Origin of the sequence: Amycolatopsis eburnea (genome assembly GCF_003937945.1) — a bacterium.
Taxonomy (GTDB): domain Bacteria; phylum Actinomycetota; class Actinomycetes; order Mycobacteriales; family Pseudonocardiaceae; genus Amycolatopsis; species Amycolatopsis eburnea.
Genome location: NZ_RSEC01000032.1, coordinates 1 through 22,762, shown reverse-complemented (window position 1 = coordinate 22,762; position 22,762 = coordinate 1). Strand labels below are relative to the sequence as shown.

Here is a 22,762-nt window from a genome sequence, read left to right as displayed (position 1 = left end):
GTGCTCGACGTCCCGGCGCTCCTCGTCGTGCTCGTCCTCGGCACGCTCTACGTCCGCGCGGCCCGCGGCCGGGGCTGGCCGCCGGGCCGGACGACGGCGTTCCTCGCCGGGCTGGCGACGATCGTGGTGGTGACGTGCTCACCGCTGGCGGTCTACGACACGACGTACTTCTGGGTCCGCGCGGTCCAGACGGTCACGCTGCTGATGATCACGCCGCTGCTGCTGGCCCTGGGCGCCCCGATCCGGCTCCTGCTCGACACGCGGCCCGCGGTCTGGCTGCGGCGCCACGGCCGCGGCAAGGTGGCCCGCGCGCTGACCTTCCCGCCGGTCGTCACGCTGGCGCTGGTCGTGCCGGTGCTCGTGCTCTACCTGACCCCGCTCTACGACCTCGTGCTGCGGTCGCCGGTCGCCGACGGCCTGGTCCGGGTGGTGCTCGTCCTGGCCGGGTTCACGTACTTTTGGACCCGCCTGGGCCTCGACCCGACCCCGCGGCAGGACCCGCACCTGGTGTCGGTGTGGATCGCGTTCACCGAGGTGATCTTCGACGGCGCCCTCGGCCTGGTCCTGTGGCTCGGCCAGCTGCTGGCGCCCGCGCACTACGCGGCCGCCCACCCGGGCCACGGCCCGGACCCCCGCACCGACCAGATCATCGGCGCGGGGGTGCTGTGGATCGGCGGTGACGTCGCCGGCCTGCCGTTCGTCGTCGCGTTGTTCGTGCGGTGGGCCCGCGACGACGAACGGCGCGCGAAGCAGCTCGACGTCCAGCTGGACGAAGCCCCCGCGACAGGGTTGTGGTGGGAGAACGACCCGGCGCTCGCCGAGCGGTTCCGGAACCGGGGTTAGTCGTGGAAAGCGTGTTCCGGCGCCGGGAACTCGCCGCGGCGGACGTCCTCCGCGAACGCCGTCGCCGCGTCCTGCAGCACCGTCGCCACGTCGGCGTACCGCTTCACGAACCGCGGTGCCTTCCCTCGCCGCAGGCCGGCCATGTCCTGCCAGACGAGCACCTGCGCGTCGCAGTCCGGGCCCGCGCCGATGCCGACGGTCGGGATCTTCAGCTCCGCCGTGACGCGCTTCGCGGCTTCGGCGGGCACCATCTCCATCACCACCGCGAACGCCCCGGCCTCCTGCAGGGCCAGCGCGTCGGCGAGCAGCGCGTCCGCTGCTTCGCCGCGCCCCTGCACCCGGTAGCCACCGAGGTTGTGCTCGCTCTGCGGGGTGAAGCCGATGTGGCCCATCACCGGCACGCCCGCCGACGTCAGCGCCTCGACGTGCGCGGCGAATCGCCGCCCGCCTTCGAGCTTCACGGCGTGCGCGCGGCCCTCCTTCATGAACCGCACCGACGTCTCCAGCGCCTGCTGCGGCGACAGCTGGTAGGAGCCGAACGGCAGGTCGGCGACCACGAGGGCCCGCTTGACCGACCGGGTGACCGCCCGTACCAGCGGCAGCAGCTCGTCGACCGTGACCGGCAGCGACGTGTCGTAACCGAACACGTTGTTGGCCGCGGAGTCGCCGACGAGCAGCACGGGGATCCCGGCTTCGTCGAACAAGGCGGCGGTGTACATGTCGTAGGCGGTGAGCATCGGCCACGGCTCGCCGCGCTCCTTCAGCTCACGCAAGTGGTGCACGCGGACTTTCCGGCCCGTCGCCGGCTTGGTGCCGGGTCCGGTGCCGTAGGGGGCCGCCTCTTCGGCGGGCCCGTTCGCGGGGGCAGACATCGTCGTCGACCGTCCTTCCCTCGAGGCCTCCGCGGAGGTCCCCGGGTCGTGGAGCAGGGGCGTCTCAGAGCGTGGCACGCGCGCGGGCGGGCCCCCAACCTCCTGGGACCAGCTTCACACCCTCGGGGACCAGGGTCCCGGCAAAGTCGCGGCGGTTTGCCCGGCGGCGGCTTCGCCGACGTCTTGAATGACTCATTCAGGTCTTCGGAGGTCCTGAATGACTCATTCAAGACACCACAGGGCCGCCCGGCGCCACTCGCCGCGGCCGGCGCCGGTCGGTTCAGATCGAGCGGTCGGCCCTCGGCGACTTTGCCGGAGCCACACCCTCGGGGACTACGCACCGTCAGCCTTCAGGTTGATGCCCGGGGACAACCAACCTGTGTTCACTGACGTCAAGAAGACGGCATGCGCACCGATCGGCCGCGAAAGGCGACGAAAGCAACGATGGGAACCCTCGCGAGCACACGCCCGCGCCTCCCGAAGTGGAAGGCGAAGGCGGGCGGCATCGTCGCCACCGTGGTCCAGCTGGCCGCGGTGTTTTCGGTGATCCTGCTCTTCACGAACGGCCCGCGCGGGCGCCTGCTCAACGGCATCGACATGGCGTTCTCCGGCCTGAGCGTGCCGACCAGTTCGAGCCTGGTCATGGTGCTGCTGCTGGTCGTGCTCGGCGGGGCGCTGCGGCGGCGCAAGGCGGCGGCGCTGTACACGCTGGTGCTGTTCCAGGTCGGCGGCCTGGTGCTCACCCTGGCCCTGCAGGCGACGCTGCTGTGGTCGCCCGAGCTGCTGACCCTCGGCCCGAAGCAGGTCCGGCACATCCCGGCCCAGCTGTGGGTGCTGACCATCGCCGACGTCGTTTCGATCGCGCTGATCGTGTTCCTGCTCGCGCTGCGCCCGGCCTTCCCGGCCCGGCTCGCGCCGAGCGCCTGGCGCGACGGCCTGACCGCGCTGTTCGGCGGGTTCGCCGTGGTCATCCTGGTCGGCTGGGGGCTCGCGGAAGCGTTTCCCGGGCACCTCGGTGACACGTGGGAGCGCTTCGCCTGGGTCGTGAACCACGCCACCGGCGAGAACCTCCAGCTGCGCCGGATCGGCGTCGGCGAAGGGCCCGCCTGGCTGGACGTCTTCATCGACCTCAGCGCGACGGCGGTCGCCACCGCGGCGCTGTACCTGCTCTTCCGCGGCGTCCGCAGCCGCCGCCTGCGCACCGACGAAGAGGAGCTGCGCGTGCGCAAGCTCCTGGCCGAGCACGGCGAGGACGACTCCCTCGGCTACTTCGCGACCCGGCGCGACAAGAGCGTCGTCTTCGCGCCGAACGGCCGCGCCGCGGTGACCTACCGCGTGCTCGGCGGCACCAGCGTCGCCAGCGCCGACCCCATCGGCGACCCCGAGGCGTGGCCGGACGCGGTCCGCGCGTGGCTCGACGAGACGCGCACGTACGGCTGGACCCCCGGCGTGCTCGGGGCGAGCGAGAGCGGCGCGAAGGCGTACACCGACGCCGGTCTGCGGGCGCTGGAAATCGGCGACGAAGCGGTGCTCGACGTCCGCGAGTTCAGCCTCGCCGGGCCGGAGCGGCGCTCGGTCCGCCAGGCCGTCAAGCGCATCGAGCGCGCCGGCTACACCTCGCGGGTCCGCCGCCACGGCGAAATCCCGGACGAGGAGATGGCCGACCTGCTGGCCAGGGCCCAGGCCTGGCGCGGCGCCGAGACCGAACGCGGGTTCTCGATGGCGCTGGGACGCCTCGGCGACGCCAGCGACGGCCGCAGCGTGATGGTCGAGGCCTACGACGCCCGCGGCGACCTGCGCGGCCTGCTGTCGTTCGTCCCGTGGGGCCGCCGCGGCCTCTCCCTCGACCTCATGCGCCGCGACCGCGACGCCGAGAACGGCCTCAACGAGTACATGATCGCCGAGGTCGTCGCGGCCGCCCAGCACCTCGGCGCGCAGCGGATCTCGCTCAACTTCGCGATGTTCCGCGCGGTGTTCTCCGAGGGCGAGCGCATCGGCGCCGGCCCGGTCCTGCGGGCCTGGCGCGGCATCCTGAGCGTCTTCTCGCGCTTCTTCCAGCTCGAGTCGCTGTACCGGTCCAACGCCAAGTACGGCCCGGACTGGGTGCCGCGGTTCCTCTGCTACTCCTCGGCCCGGCGGCTGCCGCGCGTCGGCATCGTCGCGGGCGCGCTCGAAGGGTTCGTCCCGACCGGGCGGTCGCGGTCGCTGCGGCTGGAGACGGTCGGCGACGACTTCGTCGCCCGCGCGAAGGAGATCGAGGAGTCGGCGGCGGTGCCGGCCCCGAAGCAGGTGCGGCGCCCCGAGCAGGTCCGCGTCCGCATGGCCAAGCTCGGCAAGCTGCGCGAGGCCGGCATCGACCCGTACCCGGTCGGGTTCCGCCGCGACGACCACATCGGCGACGTCGTGAAGAAGTTCAGCGACCTGGCCCCGGACACGGCCACCGGCCACCGGGTCCGGATCGCCGGGCGCGTGCTGAACCTGCGCATCCTCGGCGGGCTGTGCTTCGCCCGCGTCAAGGACTTCAGCGGCGAGATCCAGCTGATGCTGGAGGCGGGCGAGCTCGACCTCGCCCGCTGGCGGACCGGCGTCGACCTCGGCGACCACGTCGGCGTCAGCGGCCAGGTCGTGACGTCGAAGCGCGGCGAGCTCTCGGTGCTCGTCGACGAGTGGACGGTCACCGCGAAGTGCCTGCACCCGTTGCCGGACAAGCGGAAGGGCCTCACCGACCCGGAGACCCGCGTCCGGCAGCGCTACCTCGACCTCGCCGTCAACCCGGACTCGACGAACATGCTGCGGCTGCGCTCGACGGTGGTCCGCGCGGTGCGCGACCGGCTGCACCACGCCGACTACCTCGAAGTCGAGACGCCGATGCTGCAGACGGTGCACGGCGGCGCCAACGCGCGCCCGTTCGTCACCCACATCAACGCCTACGACATGCGGATGTACCTGCGGATCGCGCCCGAGCTGTACCTCAAGCGGCTGTGCGTCGCCGGGGTCGAGCGGGTCTTCGAGCTGAACCGCAACTTCCGCAACGAAGGCGTCGACGCGACCCACAACCCCGAGTTCACGATGCTCGAGGCGTACCAGGCGTACGCGGACTACGACACGATGCGGACGCTGACCCGCGAGCTGGTCCAGCACGCGGCCGAAGCGGCGTACGGCGCCCAGGTGGTGCGGCGGCCGGACGAGAGCGGGAAGCTCGTCGAGTACGACATCTCCGGGGACTGGCCGGTGGTGCCGGTGCACGAAGCCGTCTCCGCGGTCTTCGGCGAGCGGATCGACTCGGGGACGTCGGTGGCCGAGCTGCGCCGCCTGTGCGCCGCGGCCGGGGTGCCGGTGGCGGAGGACCCGAGCCACGGCGACCTCGTGCTCAAGGCGTTCGAGCACCTCGTCGAGGGCGCGACCGTGCTGCCGACCTTCTACACCGACTACCCGACCGACGTCTCGCCGCTGACCCGCCAGCACCGCGAGGACCCGCGGCTGGCCGAGCGCTGGGACCTCATCGCGTTCGGCTCCGAGGTCGGCACCGCCTACACGGAGCTGACCGACCCGGTCGAGCAGCGCCGGCGGCTGGAAGCGCAGTCCCTGCGCGCGGCCAGCGGCGACGTCGAGGCGATGGAGCTGGACGAAGACTTCCTGCTCGCCCTGGAGCACGGCATGCCGCCGACCGGCGGCCTCGGCCTGGGCGTCGACCGGCTGCTGATGATGCTCACCGGCGCGTCGATCCGCCAGACGGTCCTGTTCCCGTTCGTCCGCCCGCACGCGTAACGAGTCAGCCGACAGGCAAGCGTCACACCGCCAGGACGCGGCCGTTCGCTTACTGTGTGCCTCGTGCGCACGGCTCGGATCGCCTCGGCCCTCCTGATGGGGGTGGCCGTCCTCGGGTATTCGGGGTGGCTGCTGGAGTTCTTCCTCCCGACGGGCGTCTCGCCGGTCCACGACCCGGTCGAGGCGCTGCCGACGGCCGGACCACCGGTCTTCCGGATCCTGCTGGCCGTCTCGGGGGCCGCGTTCCTGCTCGCCGGCCCGCCGCTGAACCGCCTCGGCCCGGTCCACTGGACGGCGCGGCTCAGCTCCGTCTCGGTCAGCGCGTTCGGCCTGGTCGTGCTCGTCCAGGCCGCGTACCCGGAACGCGGCGACCTGCTTTCGTCAGTGCTCAGCGTGGTTCTGGTGGCCGGCGTGATCAGCCTGATCCTGTGGTGGCCACCGGGCTGGCGCGCGGTCGCGGTCGCCGGGCTGGTCGTGGTGATGGCGACCTGGCTGGCCGTGGTGCTGTCGCGGCAGCTGGACGCCTACGAAGGTGTCTTCACGCGGGTCCAACTGGTGGTGCGGGCCGCGCTCTACGGCGTCGGCGGCGTGTACGCCTTCGTGAAGCCCGCGCCCCGGCACGCGCACCGATAGCGCGGTTTCCGCCCGGAATGTCGGTGCCCGGTGGCACGATCCCCGCAGGAGTCCCTTTGCGGAAGGATCGACATGGCGGGAAACGTGCGCCCGGTGGCCGACGAGCGTGACGGGCTGCTGAGCTTCCTGGAGCAGCAGCGGTACGTGCTCAAGTTGGCGGCACACGGGTTGACGGACGAGCAGGCGAGAACCGCGTCGACGAAGAGCTCGCTGTCGGTGGGCGGGCTGATCAAGCACGCCGCGGCCACCGAGGACAGCTGGCTGGACACGATCCTGCAGGTGCCGCAGAAGCCGTTCGCGGAAAGCATCGCCGAGTACCAGTCGGCGCACACCCTGCTCCCGGACGAGACGCTGGCGGGCGTGCTGGCCCGCTACGACGAGGTCGCGGCGCGCACGGCCGAGGTCATCGGCGGGATCGCCGACCTCGGACAGGCGGTCCCGGTGCCGAAGGACGTGCCGTGGTTCCCGAAGGACGTCGACGCCTGGTCGGTCCGCTGGGTCCTGCTGCACCTGATCCAGGAGACGGCCCGGCACGCGGGCCACGCGGACATCATCCGCGAGCACATCGACGGCGGCACCGCGATGCCCCTGATGGCGGCGGCCGAGGGCTGGCCGGAGTCCCCGTTCATCAAGCCGTGGCAGCCTGCCTGAGCACTTTCAGAACAGGGTGGGCTCGTCGGCCAGCGCGCCTTCGATCACGAGCATCCGGCGTTTCGTTTCGACGCCGCCGCGGGCGGAGAAGCCGCCGTCCTTGCCGCCCGCGGCCAGGACCCGGTGGCACGGCACGATGATCGGGAAGGGGTTGTGCCCCATCGCCTGCCCGACGGCCTGCGCCGACCCGGGCTGCCCGAGCCGGTGCGCGATGTCGCCGTAGGTCAGCGTCTTGCCCGGCGGGATCGTCCGCGCGACCTCGTACGCCCGGCGGTTGAACTCCGGCACCGCCGAGAAGTCCAGCGGGATCGACGTCAGGTCCGGGCGCGCGCCGCCCAGCAAGGCCACGATCCCGTCCACCGCCGCTTGAACCGCGGCCGGCGGCGTCCCCTCGACGGCGTCCGGGAAGCGCTTGAGCAGCCAGGCGCAGGTGCGCGCCTGGCTGCCTTCGGGCAGCGACGTGCCGACCACGACGTCGTCGCGCCAGGCGAGCCCGCACACACCGATCGCCGTGTCGAACACCGTGAAGCCGGTCATCCCGCCAGCCTACGACTGAAGAGGGGTACCGCCGCGGCAATTGATCGCTAAGTTCGGTTTGGGCGGATCCGGAGGAGGCAGCGTGCGGCGACTGGTCTTGGTGACGGCACTCCTGCTCGGCCTCATCGCCACCCCGGCGGCGGCGGATCCGCTGGTCATGCCGCACGTCGTCGTCACGCACCACACGGGGTGGGCCGAGCAGGTCGTCCGGCACGCCGGCGGCACCGTCGTCGCGAGCTACCCGCAGATCGGCGTCGTCGTCGCGTACACCGCGAAGGACGACTTCGCCGCGAAGGTCCGTGCGACGCCGGGCATCGACGCCGTCGGCGCGACGCGCACCGCGAAGATCCCGAAGGAGTTCTTCGCGCCCCGCAAGGACGTCCGCTACGCCGGCCCGAACTCGCCGAACTCCGGCCTGGTCCCGCCCGAGGGCACCGCGTGGGACGTCCCGGCGCTGCACCTCCCCGAAGCGCACGAGGTCACCGACGGCAGCAGGCGCACCGTCGTCGGCGTGCTCGACGTCGGCGTCGACGACACCCACCCCGACCTGGCCGGCGCCTTCGACCGCGGGGATTCGGTGTCCTGCCTGTCCGGCTGGGCCGACCGGAGCCCCGGCGCCTGGCGGCCGACGCTCGACGGCCACGGCACGCACGTCGCGGGCACGATCGCCGCGGCCCGCAACGGAACCGGCGTCGTCGGGGTCGCGCCCGGCGTCCGGATCGCCGCCGTCAAGCTGGCCGAACTGGACGACACCGAGACCGCCGAGAGCATGGTCTGCGGCTTCGTCTGGGCCGCCGAGCACGGGTTCGCCGTGACCAACAACAGCTACCGCTCGATCCCGTGGCGCTACAACTGCGACGACCAGCCGGACCAGGCCGCGGCGAAGCTCGCCGTTGGCCGGGCGGTCGCCTACGCCCAGCGCCGGAACGTCCTCGTCGTCGCGTCGGCCGGCAACGCCGGGATCAACCTCGACACCCGCTCGATCGACCGCGAAAGCCCGGCCGACAGCACCCCGGTGGACCGCGCGATCGACCCGACCTGCACCCGGCTGCCGCACGAGCTGCCCGGCGTCGTCGGCACCGGCGCGCTCGACGAAAAGCTGGTCAAGGCGACCTTCTCGAACTACTCGGCGTCCTGGATCAGCGTGGCCGCGCCCGGCGCGCGCGTCTGGTCGACGTGGCCGAACGGCGAATACCGGTCGGCGAGCGGGACGTCGATGGCCGCGCCGCACGCCAGCGGCGTCGCCGCGCTGATCGCGAGCGAGCACCCGCGCTGGAGCGCCGAGCGCGTCAAGCGGGCCCTGTACGAGACGGCGGCACCGCTGCCGTGCCCGGACGCCGTGTGCGTGCCCACGCCGAGCGGCACGACGTACTACGGCCACGGGGTGGTCGATGCGGCGCGCGCGGTCGGCGCGGGATGATGGCGCCGTGCTCGATCACCTCGTCTACGCCGGCCCCGACCTCGCCGCCGCCGTCGCCCGCGTCGCCGACCTGACCGGGGTGACCCCGGCGCCGGGCGGCAGCCACGTCGGCCTCGGCACCGCCAACCACCTCGCCGACCTCGGCGCGGGGATGTACCTGGAGGTGATCGGCCCGGACCCGGCCCAGCCGGACCCGGACGTCCCGCGCCCCTTCGGCATCGACGACCTCACCGAGCCCGCGCTGGTCGCGTGGGCGGTCCGCACGACCGACCTCGACGCGACGATCGCGCGGGCCCGCGCCCACGGCTTCGACCCGGGCGACGCGCGTGAGATGTCCCGCGCCACGGCCGACGGCGAAACGCTGCGCTGGCGCCTGACCCCGCCCAGCGCGCCGGGCACGCTCCGCCCGTTCCTGATCGACTGGGGCAGCACCCCGCACCCGACCACGCGCGCCCTGCCGTCCCTGCCGCTGCTGATGGTGACGGCCACCCACCCGGACCCGGCGTCCGTCCACACGGCGACGGACGCGCTCGGCCTGGAGTTCCTGGTCCGCCGCACGGAAAAGCCCACCCTCACGGCCGCCCTCCGCACCCCCGACGGCCGCCAGGTCGCGCTCAGCTGAAAGCCGTGAAGGCCACCTTGAGGAAGTTCAAGTTCCTCAAGGTGGCCTTCACGAAGGTCAGGCCTTGCCCTCGCGCCACAGGTTGGTCATCGGGAGCCGCCGGTCGCGGCCGAAGGCCTTGAACGTGATCTTCGTGCCCGGCGGGTACTGGCGCCGCTTGTACTCGGCCTTGTCGACCATCCGCACCACGCGGTCGATGGTCTCCGCGTCGAACCCGGCCTCGATCAGGTCGGCGTACCCGCGGTCGCCCTCGACGTAGTCGTCGAGGATGTCGTCGAGCAGCGCGTAGTCCGGCAGCGAATCGGTGTCGACCTGCCCGGGCCGCAGCTCGGCCGACGGCGGCTTCGAAATCGAGTTCTCCGGGATCGGCGGGGTCTCGCCGTTCTTCACCGCTTCGGCGTTGCGCCAGCGGGCCAGCTGCCACACGTGCGTCTTGAAGACGTCCTTGATCGGGGCGAACGCACCGACCGCGTCCCCGTAGATCGTCGAGTACCCGACGGCCAGCTCGGTCTTGTTGCCGGTCGCGAGCACCAGGTGACCGTCCAGGTTGGACAGTGCCATCAGGAGCATGCCCCGCGTCCGCGCCTGGATGTTCTCCTCCGCCAGCCCGGTCAGCGCGAGCTGGTCGACGTACACCCGCACCATGTCCTCGACCGGCTCGACGCGGTAGTGCGCCCCGATCCGCCGTGCCAGGTCGGCCGCGTCGTCCTTCGAGTGGCCCGAGGAGTACTTCGACGGCATCGAGACGCCGTAGACGTTGTTGCCGCCCAGCGCGTCCGCCGCCAGCGCCGCGCAGACCGCCGAGTCGATGCCGCCGGAGAAGCCGAAGGTCACCGACGAGAAGCCGTTCTTGTGCACGTAGTCGCGCAAGCCCACGACGAGCGCGTGCCACACCTCGGCCTCGTCCGAAAGCGGTTCGCTGATCACCGGCTCGGCCGTCGGCTCGTAGGCCGGCAGCGGCTCGTCGCTCAGCACGCGGCGCCGGACCTCCAGGCCCTCGTACGCACCGTCGCCCGCGTACCCGGTCTTCGGCAGGTCCATGTCCAGCACGAGCAGGTGCTCGACGAACTGCGGCGCGCGCGCCACGACCGCGCCGTCCGCGGCGACGACGAGCGAGTCGCCGTCGAACACGAGGTCGTCCTGCCCGCCGATCTGGTTGGTGTAGACCAGCGGCGCCCCGGCTTCGGCCGCGCGGCGGGCGATCAGCGGCAGCCGCTGCTCGTCCTTCGAGCGTTCGTACGGCGACGCGTTCGGCGCCACGACGAGGTCGACCCCCGCGCGGCCGAGCGCCGAGATCGGGCCGCCGTCCTGCCAGATGTCCTCGCAGATGACCATGCCGATGTCGAGCCCGTGGAACCGGACGACGTCGAGCGTGGTGCCCGGCTTGAACCAGCGGTGCTCGTCGAACACGCCGTAGTTGGGCAGGTGGTGCTTGAACTGCCGCGCGACGACCTCGCCGCGGTAGAGCGCCGCCGCCGCGTCTCGCGGGCCCACCTCGTCGACGTCGAGGTAACCGACGTAGGTCAGCACCTCACCGCACCCGGCTTCGTCGAGGCGGCGCGCCAGCGACTCGACGCCCTGGCGGGAGGCCTCGGCGAAGGTGCGGCGCAGCGAAAGGTCCTCGACGGGGTAGCCGGTCAGGGACATCTCGGGGAAGACCACCACGTGGGCGCCGGCTTCGGCGGCCCGGCGGGTCCAGTCGACGTGCAGGTCGGCGTTGCCGTCGAGGTCCCCGACCGTGGGGTTGACCTGGGCGAGCGCGATGCGCAGTTGCGGCATGCCGCCATTCTGTCCCACGGCCACCCGCCCGGCCGAGCGAATGTGGGCGAAACGCCACGTGGGGTGCGGATCGCCGGGTACGTTGCGCTGACCGGACGAACCGGACGAGGGAGAGCCATGACGTACCCGCGGGCGAAGAAGGGCAACGGCCTGCTCGTCGGCCTGCTCGCCGCGGGCGGCGCCCTGCTGGTGGTGGTCTTCCTGATCACCGGGTTCGTCGCGCCGGGCTTCCTGGTCTCCCGCGACGACCAGCCGAGACCGCCGGTCGGCCCGCCGCTCGACCTCAACGCGGGGAGCGTCGCCGCCGGCAAGTTCATCCTGGCGGTCCTCGGCGACGACGAAGCGCAGGCGCGCGAAGCGTCGTGCTCGTCGAACGCGGAAATCGTCGCCGAATCGGCGAAGCTGCTCGGCAGCGAGAACGCGCACCTGACCGCCGGGACACCGACGCAGACCGGCCCGAACGAAATGAGCGTCCCGCTCGAAGGCAACGTCGGCAGCCGGTCCGTGGAAGGCGCGCTGCGGGTGCGGCGCAGCGAAGGGGCCTACTGCATCTCCGGCGTCACGACGCCGCACTGACCCGGGGCCCCGCGCGGGGGCCCCGGTGCCGGTGTCACTTCCGCTTGATCATGCTCCGGACCTTCTTGATGGTCTGCTCGAAGTCCGAGTCGAACGGGTTGTCGTGCACGAGGTACGTCCACGTCGTGTTCGCCCGCCGGACCCCGGCCTCGCCGAGGTCGATGCCCTCGTCGGTCAGCTCCGCCTCTTCGAGGGTCTTCGCCGCCCGCGAGTCGGCCTCGCCGATGATCTTGTGGAACTCCGGGATCGCCGCGCGGTGGAACTCGTCCAGCGGCGTCTCCCGGGCCAGCGCCCGCAGGTGGATGCTCTCCCGGACGTCGGTCAGGTACGCCAGGTGGTCCGACCACAGCTGGTCGATGTGGAACAGCAGCACCTCGCGGCACATCTGCTCCAGCTTCTCCTGGTCGTCGAGCTTCTCCTTCAGCTCGCCGAACTTCTCCGGGTGCGCCTTCTCGAGCTGCTCCGCCGCGTACGCGGTGCGAAGCACCTTGTCGCGGTGCACCAGCAGGTCACGCCGCTGCCGTTCGATCAGCCGCGTGTAGCGCCAGGTGTTGCGGTGGATCTCCAGGTCGACGCCCTCGGCCACGCGCTGGGCGTGGTTGAGCTGCCGCAGCGCCGCCGGGTCGGTGATCTCGCCGGTCTCCTCATCGTCGACGATGCCCTCGGGCACGTCCGGCGCGTTCGACAGCACGAGCTCGTCGTTCAGGCTGGCGAAGAAGATCGCGCTGCCCGGGTCGCCCTGGCGGCCGGAGCGGCCGCGCAGCTGGCCGTCGAGCCGGCTCGACGGGTACCGCGCGGTGCCGATGACGTGCAGCCCGCCCAGCTCGACGACCTCTTCGCGGGTCGCGCCGTCGGTGCCGCCCAGCCGGATGTCGGTACCGCGACCGGCCATCTGCGTGGACACGGTGACCGCGCCCTTCTTGCCGGCCTCGGCGATGATCGCGGCCTCTTCGGCGTCGTTGCGCGCGTTGAGCACGACGCATTCGAGGTCGACCTTCGCCAGCTTCTCGGCCAGCTCTTCGGACTCGGCGACGTCCTGGGTGCCGACGAGGATCGGCCGCCCGGTCTCGTGCACCGTGCGGATCTCCTCCTCGATCGCGCGCAGCTTCTGCGACGGCGAAGCGAAGATCCGGTCCTCGAGGTCCTCGCGGATGTTCGGGGTGTTCGGCGGGATGACCGCGACCTCGAGCTCGTAGAACTCGCGCAGCTGCTCGGCGACGGCGACGGCGGTACCGGTCATGCCGGCGACCTCCGGGTAGCGCGCCAGCAGCGCCTGGACGGTGATCGAGTCCAGGATCTCGCCGCGGTCGGTCGCGGTGACCTGCTCCTTCGCTTCGACGGCGGCCTGGAGGCCGTCCGGCCAGCGCTGCAGCTCGGCGACGCGGCCGCGGGCGGCGTTGATGAGCTGCACCTTGCCGTCGCGGACCAGGTAGTCGACGTCGCGGGTGAGCAGCGCGTGCGCGTGCAGGGCGACGTTCACCGCGGGCAGCCGGTCCGAAGCCGTCTCGCCGTAGAGGTCGTCGACCTCCAGGCCGAGCGACTTCGCGACGACGGACGCGCCGGCGTCGGTCAGCCAGGCGTTGCGGCCCTCGCTGTCCGTTTCGTAGTGCAGGTTGAGCCGCAGCCGCCGGACGACCTTCGCGACCTCTTCGTCGGCGTCGGTGTGGTCGATCGAGCCGGCCATCACCAGCGGGACGCGGGCCTCGTCGACCAGCACCGAGTCCGCCTCGTCGACGATCGCGACCTCGGGGTCGGGCTGGACGAGGTCGTCGACCGAAGTGACCAGTCGGTCGCGAAGCACGTCGAAGCCGATCTCGGCGACGGCGCCGTACGTGACGTCCTTGGCGTAGGCCTCACGGCGCTCTTCGCGCGAGTGCGCGGGCTCGACCCAGCCGACCGACACGCCGAGCAGGGCGTACACCGGGCCCATCCACTCGGCGTCGCGGCGGGCCAGGTAGTCGTTGACCGTGACGACGTGAACGCGCTTTCCGCGGATCGCGTAGCCGGCCGCGGCCAGCGCGCCGGCGAGCGTCTTGCCCTCACCGGTCTCCATCTGCACGACGTGCTTGGTGAGCAGGCCCATCGTGCCGAGGATCTGGACGTCGAACGCGCGCTCGCCGAGCGCCCGCCGCGCGGCCTCGCGGCCCAGCGCGCACACCTCGACCAGCTGGTCGTCGCCGAACGCGGTGTCCTTCAGCTTCTCGCGGAGCTCGCCCGCCCGCTCGGTCAGCTCCGCGTCGGAGAGCTTCTCGAGCTCGGGTTCGAGCTTCTCGACCGCGGGCAGCAGTGCTTCGTAGCGGGTCAGCTCGACGCTGCCCGGCCGCTGGATGATCCGGCGGAGCTTCTTGCCCACCCGGCTGATCAGTGCTGCCACCCCTGGTCTCCCGTTCTCTCTCGCTCGACCGGCCTTCCACCACCCAACGCGACGGTGGTGCGTTCGAGTTCCGCGGCCGGATGGGACGATCCAACCGTGTTCCCTCATCCCAGCGCCAGGTCCGGTCGTCGCCGGATCACCGCAATTGCGACATCCGTGCTGATCGCGGCCTCGCTGGCCGCCTGCACGTCCTCCGGCAAGCCGGCGCCGGTCGCGCCGACGACGGAGTCGCACCCGCCGTCCGGGCCGGTGCCGGCCGGGCTGGAGCGGTTCTACGGCCAGAGCCTGTCCTGGGCCGATTGCGCACCTTACGCGACGTCGGAGGACTCGCGGTCGGCGTTCCAGGCGAAAGACGTCCAGTGCGCCCGGCTGACCGTGCCGCTGGACTACGCGAAGCCGGCGGGGGACACCATCACGCTGGGCCTGCTCCGGCACAAGGCCTCGGACGCCGGCTCCCGGATCGGGGCGCTGGTCGTCAACCCGGGCGGGCCGGGCGCCTCGGGCATGGTCGCGGCCGCCGGGCTGGTCAAGCCGGCCACGAGCAGCGGCCTGGCCAAGCGCTTCGACCTGGTCGGCTTCGACCCGCGCGGCATCGGCGCGAGCCAGCCGGCCATCCACTGCCTGACCGACTCCGAGCGGGACGCCGACCGCGCCGACGACAGCGAGACCGACGGCTCGCCCGCCGGGGTGCTCAAGCAGGAAGCGCAGGAAAAGGACTTCGCCGCGAAGTGCGCCCAGCGCACCGACGACGGCGCCGGGATGCTGGCGAACGTCGGCACCCGGGACGTCGTGAAGGACCTGGACGTCCTGCGCTCGGTCCTCGGCGACGAAAAGTTGACCTATTTGGGCTACTCCTACGGCACCCGGATCGGGTCGGCCTACGCGGAGGCGTTCCCCAAGAACGTCCGCGCGATGATCCTCGACGGCGCGGTCGACCCCGAGCAGGACGCCGTCGAGTCGCTGGTCGCGCAGGGCCAGGGCTTCGGTACGGCGTTCACCGAGTTCGCGAAGTGGTGCGCCGCCCAGCAGGACTGCGCGCTCGGCGGTGACCCGAACGGCGCGGTCACAGCGTTCCAGAACCTCGTCCGGCCGCTGATCGACTTCCCGGTGCCGGTCGGGGACGGCCGCAAGCTCTCCTACGAGGACGCCACCACCGGCGTCATCCAGGCGCTCTACCAGCAGAGCCTCTGGGACACCCTCAACTCCGGCCTCAACGAGCTGAAGCAGCAGCGCGGCGCGACGCTGGAGAAGCTCGCGGACATCTACAACGAGCGCGACACCGACGGCAAGTACGGCACCACGCAGGACGCCTTCACCGCGATCCGCTGCGTCGACGACCCGCGCGTCACCGACCCGGCCGTCATCCTCAAGGCGCAGGAGGAGTACGTGAAGGTGGCACCGTTCCTCGACGACGGCCGCCCGGCTTCGGCGGCCCGCGACGCGTGCGCGTTCTGGCCGGTGCCCAACACGTCCGAGCCGCACGTGCCGAACGTCGAGGGCCTGGCGAAGACGCTGGTCATCTCGACGACCAACGACCCGGCGACGCCGTACCAGGCCGGCGTCAACCTCGCGAAGGGCCTGAAGGGCGCGCTGCTGACCTTCGAGGGCACCCAGCACACGGTGTTCCTCCAGGGCGTGAAGTGCGTGGACGAGGCGGGCGTGGACTACCTCGTCGACGGCACGGTGCCGCCGGACGGGACCCGGTGCTCCGGGCAGTAGCGGCGCTGGCGCCGGTCCTGCTGCTGGCGGCGTGCACGAGTGCGCCGGCACCCGCGCCGCCGCCACCACCGCCCCCCGACCTGGGGAAGTTCACCTCGCAGCAGCTGGCGTGGACACCGTGCGGGCAGGGGCTGGACTGCGCGCACCTGACCGTGCCGCTGGACTACGCCAAGCCGTCCGGGGAAACGGTGCGCGTGGGCCTGCTCCGGCACAAGGCGGCGAAGCAGCGGATCGGGTCGCTGGTCGTCAACCCCGGCGGGCCGGGCGGTTCGGGGACGGCGACGGCCGCCTCGCTGGCGAAGTCGCCCGCCGCCGCGCCCCTGCTCGACCGGTTCGACCTGGTCGGGTTCGACCCGCGCGGCGTCGGCACCAGCGAGCCGCGGCTCACCTGCCGCACCGACGCCGAGCAGGACGCGGACCGCGCGTCGGACATCGAGAGCGATTCGTCGCCCGATGGAGTGAAAAAGCAGCTCGCCGAGACGACCGCGTACGGCGCGAAGTGCGCCGAAGCGACTAAGTACGGCAAGGAGTTCCTCGCCAACGCCGGCACCCGGGACGTCGTCCGCGACCTCGACGTCCTCCGCGCCGCGCTCGGCGACGAGAAGCTCACCTACCTCGGCTATTCGTACGGGACGCAGATCGGCGCGGCCTACGCCGAGGCGTACCCGCGCAACGTCCGCGCGCTGCTGCTCGACGGCGCCATCGACCCCGCGCAAAGCCTGGTCGACTCGCTGATCACGCAGGCCGCGGGCTTCCAGGACGCGCTGAACGAGTTCACGAAGTGGTGCGCGTGCCCGTTCGCGGGCAGCACCGAAGCGTTCCAACGGCTCGTGCGCCCCTTGGTCGCGAAGCCGCTCCCGGCGGGGGCCTGGAAGCTGTCGTTCGAGGACGCGATCACGGGCACGTTCGCCGGGCTCTACTCCCGCGGTGACTGGCCCGCCCTGAAAGCCGCGCTCGAGCAGGTGTCGAAGGGCAACGGCCGGACGCTGCTCGCTTTCGCCGACGACTACTACCAGCGCGACCCCGACGGCCACTACAGCGGCGCGATCGACGCGTACTTCGCCGTCCGCTGCGTCGACCACGCCCGCGTGACCGACCGGGCCGCGATCGACCGCGCGCACGGGGAGATGCTGGCCGGCGCGCCCTTCCTGACCGGCGGCACGCCCGACACGAGCGAGCTGGACATCTGCTCGACCTGGCCGGTTCCCCCGACGTCGGCCGAGCACCCGCCGCGCGCGCCCGGCCTGCCGAAACCGCTGGTCGTCTCCACCACCCACGACCCGGCGACACCGTACCGCCAAGGCGTGTCCCTCGCGAAGGACCTCGACGGCGTCCTGCTCACCTACGAAGGCGTCCAGCACACGGTGTTCCTGCAGGGCAACGCGTGCGTGGACCGCGCGGGCATCGCCTACCTGATCGGCGGCACCGCCGCGAGCACCCGCTGCTAGCCGAGGTCGACCGGCTCGTTCTGCCGGGTCAGCGACAGCTCGATCATCACCGGGCTGAGGTGGTCCCCGGCCGGCGGGATCTGCGCCCAGAGGCGGGCGAACCGCCGCGGCCCGTCGGCCGACACCCACACCTTGACGATGACGTCCTCGGTGACCTGCGGCAGCACCCCGTGCGCGACGGCCGCGGGCACCTTGCCGCCGACGCGCAGCGCCGCGGCGCCGTCGACGTTCTCCTTGCCTTCGGTCTTGGCGTCGGTCACGCCGTCCAGGAGCCGCTTCAGCCCGGCGGACGGCCCGAGGAACGCCCCCACGGTGTACATCTCCGGCAGGCGCCCGACGTCGGGATCCGTCGTGACCTCGTCCTTGCGCACGGTGAAGCGGAACTCGGTGTGCCCGTCGCCGTCCTGGACGTCGGCCGTGCCGGTCGCGCCGCTGCCGCCGTCGAGGGTCGCGTCGCCCTCGATCTGCCGGAGCGGGAAGCCCGGGAGCACGCCGTTGACGCCGGCCGCGAAGTGCACGCTCCGGACCGCGGCGAACGACGTCGCGGCGTCGCGGACCAGGTCGCCGCCCGCGGGGAAGGGCCCTCGCGTGTCCGGTGATCCGGTGCAGCCGGCGGTCAGCAGGAGCACGAGCAGCAGGGCGAAGCGGGGCATGCCGCGAGAGTAGTCGTGGCCCGATCCTTGCGGATGATGTCCTCTCGGCCACTTTCGGCCTCTCACGCGCGCGGTGAAACTGCGTAGGTGACTGTTGAGACCCGTCCCGCCCCGAAGCTGCACCGCGCCTGGCCCATCGCCGGTGCCGCCTTCGTCGCGCTGCTCGCTTCCGCCGGCTTCCGCGCCGCCCCCGGCGTCCTCATCGACCCGCTGCACCAGGAGTTCGGCTGGTCCACGGCCACGATCAGTTCGGCCGTCTCGGTCAACCTCGTGCTCTTCGGCCTCTTCGCGCCCTTCGCGGCCGCGTTGATGGAGCGCTTTGGCATCCGCCGCGTGTCGGCGACGGCGCTGTTCGTCATCGCCCTCGGCGCGGGCGGCACGGTGTTCATGACCGCGAGCTGGCAGCTCATCCTGTGCTGGGGCGTCCTGGTCGGCCTCGGCACCGGCTCGATGGCGATGGGCTTCGCGGCGATGGTCGCGGCCCGCTGGTTCGTCCGCAGCCGCGGCGTCGTCACCGGCGTCCTGACCGCCGCGGGCGCCACCGGCCAGCTGATCTTCCTCCCGCTCATCGCGAACCTGGCGGTGAGCTCCGGCTGGCGGACGGCGTCGCTGGTCATCGCGATCGCCGCGCTCGCCGTGGTCCCGGTGGTCCTGCTGGTCATCCGCGACCACCCGGCCGACATCGGCACCACGGCGTACGGCGCCCCCGCCGACGCGGAGGTCACGCGCCCGGCCCCGACGACCGGCTCGGTCCGCCGCGCGCTCTCGGTGCTGCGCCAGGCCGCCCGCACCCGCACGTTCTGGCTGCTGGCGGTCGGCTTCGCGATCTGCGGCGCGACGACGAACGGCCTGGTCGGCACCCACTTCGTCCCGGCCGCCCACGACCACGGCATGCCCCAGACGACCGCGGCGAGCCTGCTGGCACTGGTCGGCGTCTTCGACGTCGTCGGCACGATCTTCTCGGGCTGGCTCACCGACCGCGTCGACCCGCGCGTCCTGCTCGGCGTGTACTACGCGCTGCGCGGGTTGTCCCTGGCGCTGCTGCCGCAGCTGTTCACGGACTCGGTCCAGCCGAGCATGTGGGCGTTCATCCTGTTCTACGGCCTCGACTGGGTGGCCACGGTTCCCCCGACGGTCGCGCTCTGCGTCCGCGCGTTCGGCGACGCGGGCCCGATCGTGTTCGGCTGGGTCTTCGCCAGCCACCAGCTGGGCGCGGCGTTCGCCGCCTCGGCCGCCGGCCTGGTCCGCGACCAGCTCGGCAACTACAACGTGGCCTGGTACTCGGCGGCGGTACTGGCGGTCCTCGCGTCGGCGGCGTCGCTGGCCATCACGCGGGCGAAGAAGCCCGTCCCGGTGCTCGCGACCTGACTTCGTCACCCTCGGCGCACCTGGCGGCGGCTTCGCCGGTGTCTTGAATGACTCATTCAGGTCTTCGGAGGTCCTGAATGAGTCATTCAAGACCACCTCGGGCTGCCCGGCGCCGCTCGCCACGACCGGCGTTCCGGTGCTCGCCACCTGACTTCGTCACCCTCGGCGCGTCGTGAAACATCCCGTTAACACGCTGTCGTTAGGGTGCGGCCATGGATCGCCAGCAGGAATTCGTGCTCCGCACGCTCGAGGAGCGCGACATCCGTTTCGTCCGTCTCTGGTTCACCGATGTGCTGGGGTTCCTCAAGTCCGTCGCGGTCGCGCCGGCCGAACTCGAAGGCGCGTTCACCGAGGGGATCGGCTTCGACGGCTCCGCCATCGAGGGCTTCGCGCGCGTCTACGAATCGGACATGGTCGCCAAGCCCGACCCGGCCACCTTCCAGGTCCTGCCGTGGGAGACCCCCGACGGCGGCCCGTACTCGGCCCGCATGTTCTGCGACATCGCGATGCCGGACGGCTCGCCGTCGTGGGCCGACCCGCGGCACGTCCTCCGGCGTCAGCTGTCGAAGGCCGCCGAAGCGGGCTTCACCTGCTACGTGCACCCCGAGATCGAGTTCTTCCTCCTCGCCAACCTGCCCGACGACGGCAGCGAGCCGGAGCCCGCCGACAACGGCGGCTACTTCGACCAGGCCAGCCACGCGACGGCGACGCACTTCCGCCGGCACGCCATCGAGACCCTCGAGGCGATGGGCATCTCGGTCGAGTTCAGCCACCACGAAGGGGCACCGGGGCAGCAGGAGATCGACCTCCGTTACGCCGATGCGCTGACGATGGCCGACAACGTGATGACGTTCCGCTACGTCGTCAAGGAGGTCGCGCTGACCCAGGGCGTGCGCGCGACGTTCATGCCGAAGCCGTTCACCGACCAGCCCGGCTCGGGCATGCACACCCACATCAGCCTGTTCGAAGGCGATCGCAACGCCTTCTACGACGCCGAAGACCCGCACGAGCTGTCGGCGACCGGCAAGGCGTTCGTCGCCGGCCTGCTGCACCACGCCAAGGAGATCTCCGCGGTCACCAACCAGTGGGTGAACTCCTACAAACGCCTGATCAGCGGCAGTGAAGCGCCGACGACGGTCTCGTGGGGCCGCGCGAACCGCTCCGCGCTCGTCCGCGTCCCGATGTATTCACCCGGAAAGGCGTCATCCCGGCGGGTGGAGATCCGTACGCTGGACTCGGCGTGCAACCCGTACCTGGCGTACTCGGTGATCCTGGCCGCGGGGCTGAAGGGGATCGAGAAGGGCTACGAGCTGCCGCCACCGGCCGAGGACAACATCTGGCAGCTCAGCGACTCCGAACGGCGGGCCGCGGGGTACGCCCAGCTGCCGCAGAACCTGGGGGAGGCGCTGGCGGAGATGGAGAAGTCCGAACTCCTGCCGGAAGCGCTCGGCGAGCACGTCTACGACTTCTTCCTGCGGAACAAGCGCGTGGAGTGGGACAACTACCGCAGCGCGGTCACTCCGTACGAACTCCGGACGCTCCTCCCGGTGCTCTGATGGGGCGGCGGCCGGTGTTCCTCGCGATCCTGGCCGCCGCGCTCGCGCTCGTCACGAGCGCACCCGCGACAGCGGCCCCGCCGCGCTTCGACCTCGACACGGCCGACATCCCGGCGCTGCAGGCGCGGATGGCGTCCGGCCGGCTCACCGCGGTGGGCCTGACCAGCAGTTACCTCGACCGGATCCGCTGGGTCGACGGCAAGGTCAACGCGGTGCTGGCGCTCAACCCGGCGGCGTTGGGCCAGGCCGCCGCCAGCGACGCCCGGCGCCGCGCGCACCACCTGCGCGGCCCGCTCGACGGCATCCCGGTGCTGGTCAAGGACAACGTCGACACCCGCGACCAGTGGACGACGGCCGGCTCGCGCGCCCTGCGCAGCTTCCCGGCGAAGGACGCCACGCTGATCACCCGGTTGCGGGACGCCGGAGCGGTGATCCTCGGCAAGGCGAACCTGTCCGAATGGGCGAACTTCCGTGCCGCGAAGCCGACGTCCGGCTGGTCGGGCGTCGGGGGCCAGACGAACAACCCGTACGTGCTCGACCGCAACCCGTGCGGGTCGTCCGCCGGGTCCGCGGCCGGCGTCGCCGCGACGCTGGCGCAGGTCGCCATCGGCTCGGAGACCGACGGCTCGATCGTGTGCCCCGCCGGGATGACCGCGACCGTCGGCCACAAACCCAGCCTCGGCCTGGTCAGCCGCACCGGCGTGGTGCCGATCTCCGCCGAGCAGGACACCGCCGGCCCGATCGCCCGCAACGTCGTCGACGTCGCGATGACCCTGTCGGTCCTGCAGGGGCGCGACCCCGCGGACCCGGCGACGGCGGAGTACCCGCGCACCCAGCCGACGGACTACGCGAAGCTGCTCCGCCCGGGTGTCCTGCGCGGCGCGCGGATCGGCCTGTGGCGGCTGCCGGTGCTCGGCCCCGACACCGACAAGGTCATGACCTCCGCCCGGAACTCCCTGGTCAAGGCTGGTGCGACGGTCGTCGAGGTGACACCGCCGTACCAGGACCGGCTGCTCGAGCTCGAGTTCCCGGCGCTGCTCACGGAGTTCCACCGCGACATCGACGCCTACCTCGCGACCCGCCCGCAGGGCCCGCGGAACCTGGCCGAGCTGATCGCCTACAACCGCGCCGACCCGCTGGAGCAGACGTGCTTCGCCGGGCAGGAGCTGTTCGAGCAGGCGCTGGCCGCGCCGCCGCCGACCGACCCGGGTTACCTGGCCGGCCGCGCCGAGCTGTCCGACCTCGCCCGCCGCTCCCTCGACGAGACCCTGGCGAAGTACCACCTGGACGCGATCGCGTCGCCGACGAACCCGCCGGCGTGGCGGACCGACTGCGCGGTGGGCGACAACGACGTGATCCCGTCCTCGACCCCGGCCGCGGTGGCGGGCTACCCGGACGTGACCGTGCCCGCGGGGTTTGCCGGCCCCCTTCCGGTGGGTATCTCGTTCATGGGTGCCCGGTGGTCGGACGCCCGGGTGCTCGCCCTCGCGGCGGACTTCGAACGGGCCGCGCCGGCCCGCGTCCCGCCGCGGTACCTGCCAACCCTGCGCTGACCTGCGGCAATGGCGTTAAGTGACCCCCCTGTTTTGGGGTGGTTTCGAGGCATGTAATCTTCTCTTCGTCGCCAGGAACACCGGGTCACACCGGGGCCGCAAGCCCCGGAGGCCAGGCCGGGACGAGCGGGTTGACACCGCGGATCGGACCGGGTAATGTTCAGCGTCGGCCCACGAGCGGCCGCCGAATCCCTACGACTAACCTCGTAGGCTGAGGCATGCTCGACCAAAAGCTTGTGAATATCGCTTGGAACAACTGCCGAGGATATAGCCGCTGATAAGGCGGTGAGTCCAGAGTGTGTTGCTTGAGAACTCAACAGTGTGCTAGTGAACTAAGCCAGTAGAGCTTATATTTGAAACCCCCTCGTCGGGGTTTCCTTTGAGAGCAAG

At 71.8% G+C, this 22,762-nt stretch carries 17 protein-coding genes; 12 read left to right on the top strand and 5 right to left on the bottom strand.

Annotated elements, in window-relative coordinates; genetic code table 11:
• Positions 1–843 carry a cytochrome c oxidase assembly protein gene (locus EIY87_RS07750; RefSeq protein ID WP_125306980.1) on the top strand — a complete coding sequence of 281 codons (843 nt, stop codon included), beginning with the start codon at positions 1–3 and terminating at the stop codon, positions 841–843.
• On the opposite strand, the gene panB is transcribed toward EIY87_RS07750, so the two are convergent.
• Positions 840–1,715, bottom strand: coding sequence for a 3-methyl-2-oxobutanoate hydroxymethyltransferase (panB, locus tag EIY87_RS07745; protein ID WP_125306979.1), 876 nt, complete (start codon positions 1,713–1,715; stop codon positions 840–842). The genes EIY87_RS07750 and panB overlap by 4 nt on opposite strands.
• Before the next feature lie 444 nt (positions 1,716–2,159).
• Here panB and lysX point away from each other — a divergent pair, with 444 nt between their 5' ends.
• From lysX to EIY87_RS07730, 3 genes are all read left to right on the top strand, one after another.
• The gene (gene lysX / locus EIY87_RS07740) at positions 2,160–5,483 is read left to right on the top strand and encodes a bifunctional lysylphosphatidylglycerol synthetase/lysine--tRNA ligase LysX (protein ID WP_125306978.1); all 3,324 of its coding nucleotides are present in this window, start codon (positions 2,160–2,162) and stop codon (positions 5,481–5,483) included.
• 63 nt (positions 5,484–5,546) lie between these two features.
• Positions 5,547–6,116 (top strand): hypothetical protein, encoded by a 570-nt coding sequence (locus EIY87_RS07735; protein ID WP_225439771.1) that lies wholly within the window; start codon positions 5,547–5,549, stop codon positions 6,114–6,116.
• 72 nt (positions 6,117–6,188) lie between these two features.
• The gene (locus EIY87_RS07730) at positions 6,189–6,767 is read left to right on the top strand and encodes a DinB family protein (protein WP_125306977.1); all 579 of its coding nucleotides are present in this window, start codon (positions 6,189–6,191) and stop codon (positions 6,765–6,767) included.
• 6 nt (positions 6,768–6,773) lie between these two features.
• Here EIY87_RS07730 and EIY87_RS07725 read toward each other — a convergent pair whose 3' ends face one another.
• Positions 6,774–7,304 carry a methylated-DNA--[protein]-cysteine S-methyltransferase gene (locus EIY87_RS07725; protein ID WP_125306976.1) on the bottom strand — a complete coding sequence of 177 codons (531 nt, stop codon included), beginning with the start codon at positions 7,302–7,304 and terminating at the stop codon, positions 6,774–6,776.
• An 82-nt stretch (positions 7,305–7,386) separates the two neighbouring features.
• Between EIY87_RS07725 and EIY87_RS07720 the strand changes: the two genes are divergently transcribed.
• The gene (locus tag EIY87_RS07720) at positions 7,387–8,724 is read left to right on the top strand and encodes a S8 family peptidase (protein ID WP_225439769.1); all 1,338 of its coding nucleotides are present in this window, start codon (positions 7,387–7,389) and stop codon (positions 8,722–8,724) included.
• A 7-nt stretch (positions 8,725–8,731) separates the two neighbouring features.
• Positions 8,732–9,346 (top strand): VOC family protein, encoded by a 615-nt coding sequence (locus EIY87_RS07715; protein WP_125306975.1) that lies wholly within the window; start codon positions 8,732–8,734, stop codon positions 9,344–9,346.
• A 57-nt stretch (positions 9,347–9,403) separates the two neighbouring features.
• On the opposite strand, the gene EIY87_RS07710 is transcribed toward EIY87_RS07715, so the two are convergent.
• Positions 9,404–11,125: an NAD+ synthase gene (locus EIY87_RS07710; RefSeq protein ID WP_125306974.1), complete on the bottom strand. Its 1,722-nt coding sequence runs from the start codon at positions 11,123–11,125 to the stop codon at positions 9,404–9,406.
• Between the two features lie 117 nt (positions 11,126–11,242).
• On the opposite strand from EIY87_RS07710, the gene EIY87_RS07705 reads away from it, so the two are divergent.
• Entirely contained in the window at positions 11,243–11,701 is a 459-nt protein-coding gene (locus tag EIY87_RS07705) for a hypothetical protein (protein WP_125306973.1), read from the top strand.
• 34 nt (positions 11,702–11,735) lie between these two features.
• On the opposite strand, the gene secA2 is transcribed toward EIY87_RS07705, so the two are convergent.
• Entirely contained in the window at positions 11,736–14,075 is a 2,340-nt protein-coding gene (gene secA2, locus EIY87_RS07700) for an accessory Sec system translocase SecA2 (protein WP_125306972.1), read from the bottom strand.
• Between the two features lie 156 nt (positions 14,076–14,231).
• Here secA2 and EIY87_RS07695 point away from each other — a divergent pair, with 156 nt between their 5' ends.
• Both EIY87_RS07695 and EIY87_RS07690 read left to right on the top strand, forming a co-directional pair.
• Positions 14,232–15,794 carry an alpha/beta hydrolase gene (locus EIY87_RS07695; RefSeq protein ID WP_125306971.1) on the top strand — a complete coding sequence of 521 codons (1,563 nt, stop codon included), beginning with the start codon at positions 14,232–14,234 and terminating at the stop codon, positions 15,792–15,794.
• Positions 15,779–17,242, top strand: coding sequence for an alpha/beta hydrolase (locus EIY87_RS07690; protein WP_225439766.1), 1,464 nt, complete (start codon positions 15,779–15,781; stop codon positions 17,240–17,242). Before EIY87_RS07695 ends, EIY87_RS07690 begins: the two co-directional genes overlap by 16 nt.
• Here EIY87_RS07690 and EIY87_RS07685 read toward each other — a convergent pair.
• Positions 17,239–17,895 carry an LppX_LprAFG lipoprotein gene (locus tag EIY87_RS07685; RefSeq protein WP_125306970.1) on the bottom strand — a complete coding sequence of 219 codons (657 nt, stop codon included), beginning with the start codon at positions 17,893–17,895 and terminating at the stop codon, positions 17,239–17,241. The two genes, EIY87_RS07690 and EIY87_RS07685, sit on opposite strands and share 4 nt — an antisense overlap.
• A gap of 87 nt (positions 17,896–17,982) precedes the next feature.
• On the opposite strand from EIY87_RS07685, the gene EIY87_RS07680 reads away from it, so the two are divergent.
• From EIY87_RS07680 to EIY87_RS07670, 3 genes are all read left to right on the top strand, one after another.
• The gene (locus tag EIY87_RS07680) at positions 17,983–19,263 is read left to right on the top strand and encodes an MFS transporter (RefSeq protein WP_125306969.1); all 1,281 of its coding nucleotides are present in this window, start codon (positions 17,983–17,985) and stop codon (positions 19,261–19,263) included.
• A gap of 212 nt (positions 19,264–19,475) precedes the next feature.
• On the top strand, positions 19,476–20,819 hold the full coding sequence (gene glnA / locus EIY87_RS07675; RefSeq protein ID WP_125306968.1) for a type I glutamate--ammonia ligase: 1,344 nt from the start codon (positions 19,476–19,478) through the stop codon (positions 20,817–20,819).
• Positions 20,819–22,372 (top strand): amidase, encoded by a 1,554-nt coding sequence (locus tag EIY87_RS07670; protein ID WP_125306967.1) that lies wholly within the window; start codon positions 20,819–20,821, stop codon positions 22,370–22,372. Before glnA ends, EIY87_RS07670 begins: the two co-directional genes overlap by 1 nt.
• Positions 22,373–22,762 lie beyond the last annotated feature (390 nt).

Excerpts from the sequence above, each read along its gene's own strand:
- panB (WP_125306979.1), bottom strand. The coding sequence starts at position 1,715 with ATGTCTGCCCCCGCGAACGGGCCCGCCGAAGAGGCGGCCCCCTACGGC.
- lysX (WP_125306978.1), top strand. The coding sequence starts at position 2,160 with ATGGGAACCCTCGCGAGCACACGCCCGCGCCTCCCGAAGTGGAAGGCG.
- EIY87_RS07730 (WP_125306977.1), top strand. The coding sequence starts at position 6,189 with ATGGCGGGAAACGTGCGCCCGGTGGCCGACGAGCGTGACGGGCTGCTG.
- EIY87_RS07725 (WP_125306976.1), bottom strand. The coding sequence starts at position 7,304 with ATGACCGGCTTCACGGTGTTCGACACGGCGATCGGTGTGTGCGGGCTC.
- EIY87_RS07710 (WP_125306974.1), bottom strand. The coding sequence starts at position 11,125 with ATGCCGCAACTGCGCATCGCGCTCGCCCAGGTCAACCCCACGGTCGGG.
- EIY87_RS07705 (WP_125306973.1), top strand. The coding sequence starts at position 11,243 with ATGACGTACCCGCGGGCGAAGAAGGGCAACGGCCTGCTCGTCGGCCTG.
- EIY87_RS07685 (WP_125306970.1), bottom strand. The coding sequence starts at position 17,895 with ATGCCCCGCTTCGCCCTGCTGCTCGTGCTCCTGCTGACCGCCGGCTGC.
- glnA (WP_125306968.1), top strand. The coding sequence starts at position 19,476 with ATGGATCGCCAGCAGGAATTCGTGCTCCGCACGCTCGAGGAGCGCGAC.
- EIY87_RS07670 (WP_125306967.1), top strand. The coding sequence starts at position 20,819 with ATGGGGCGGCGGCCGGTGTTCCTCGCGATCCTGGCCGCCGCGCTCGCG.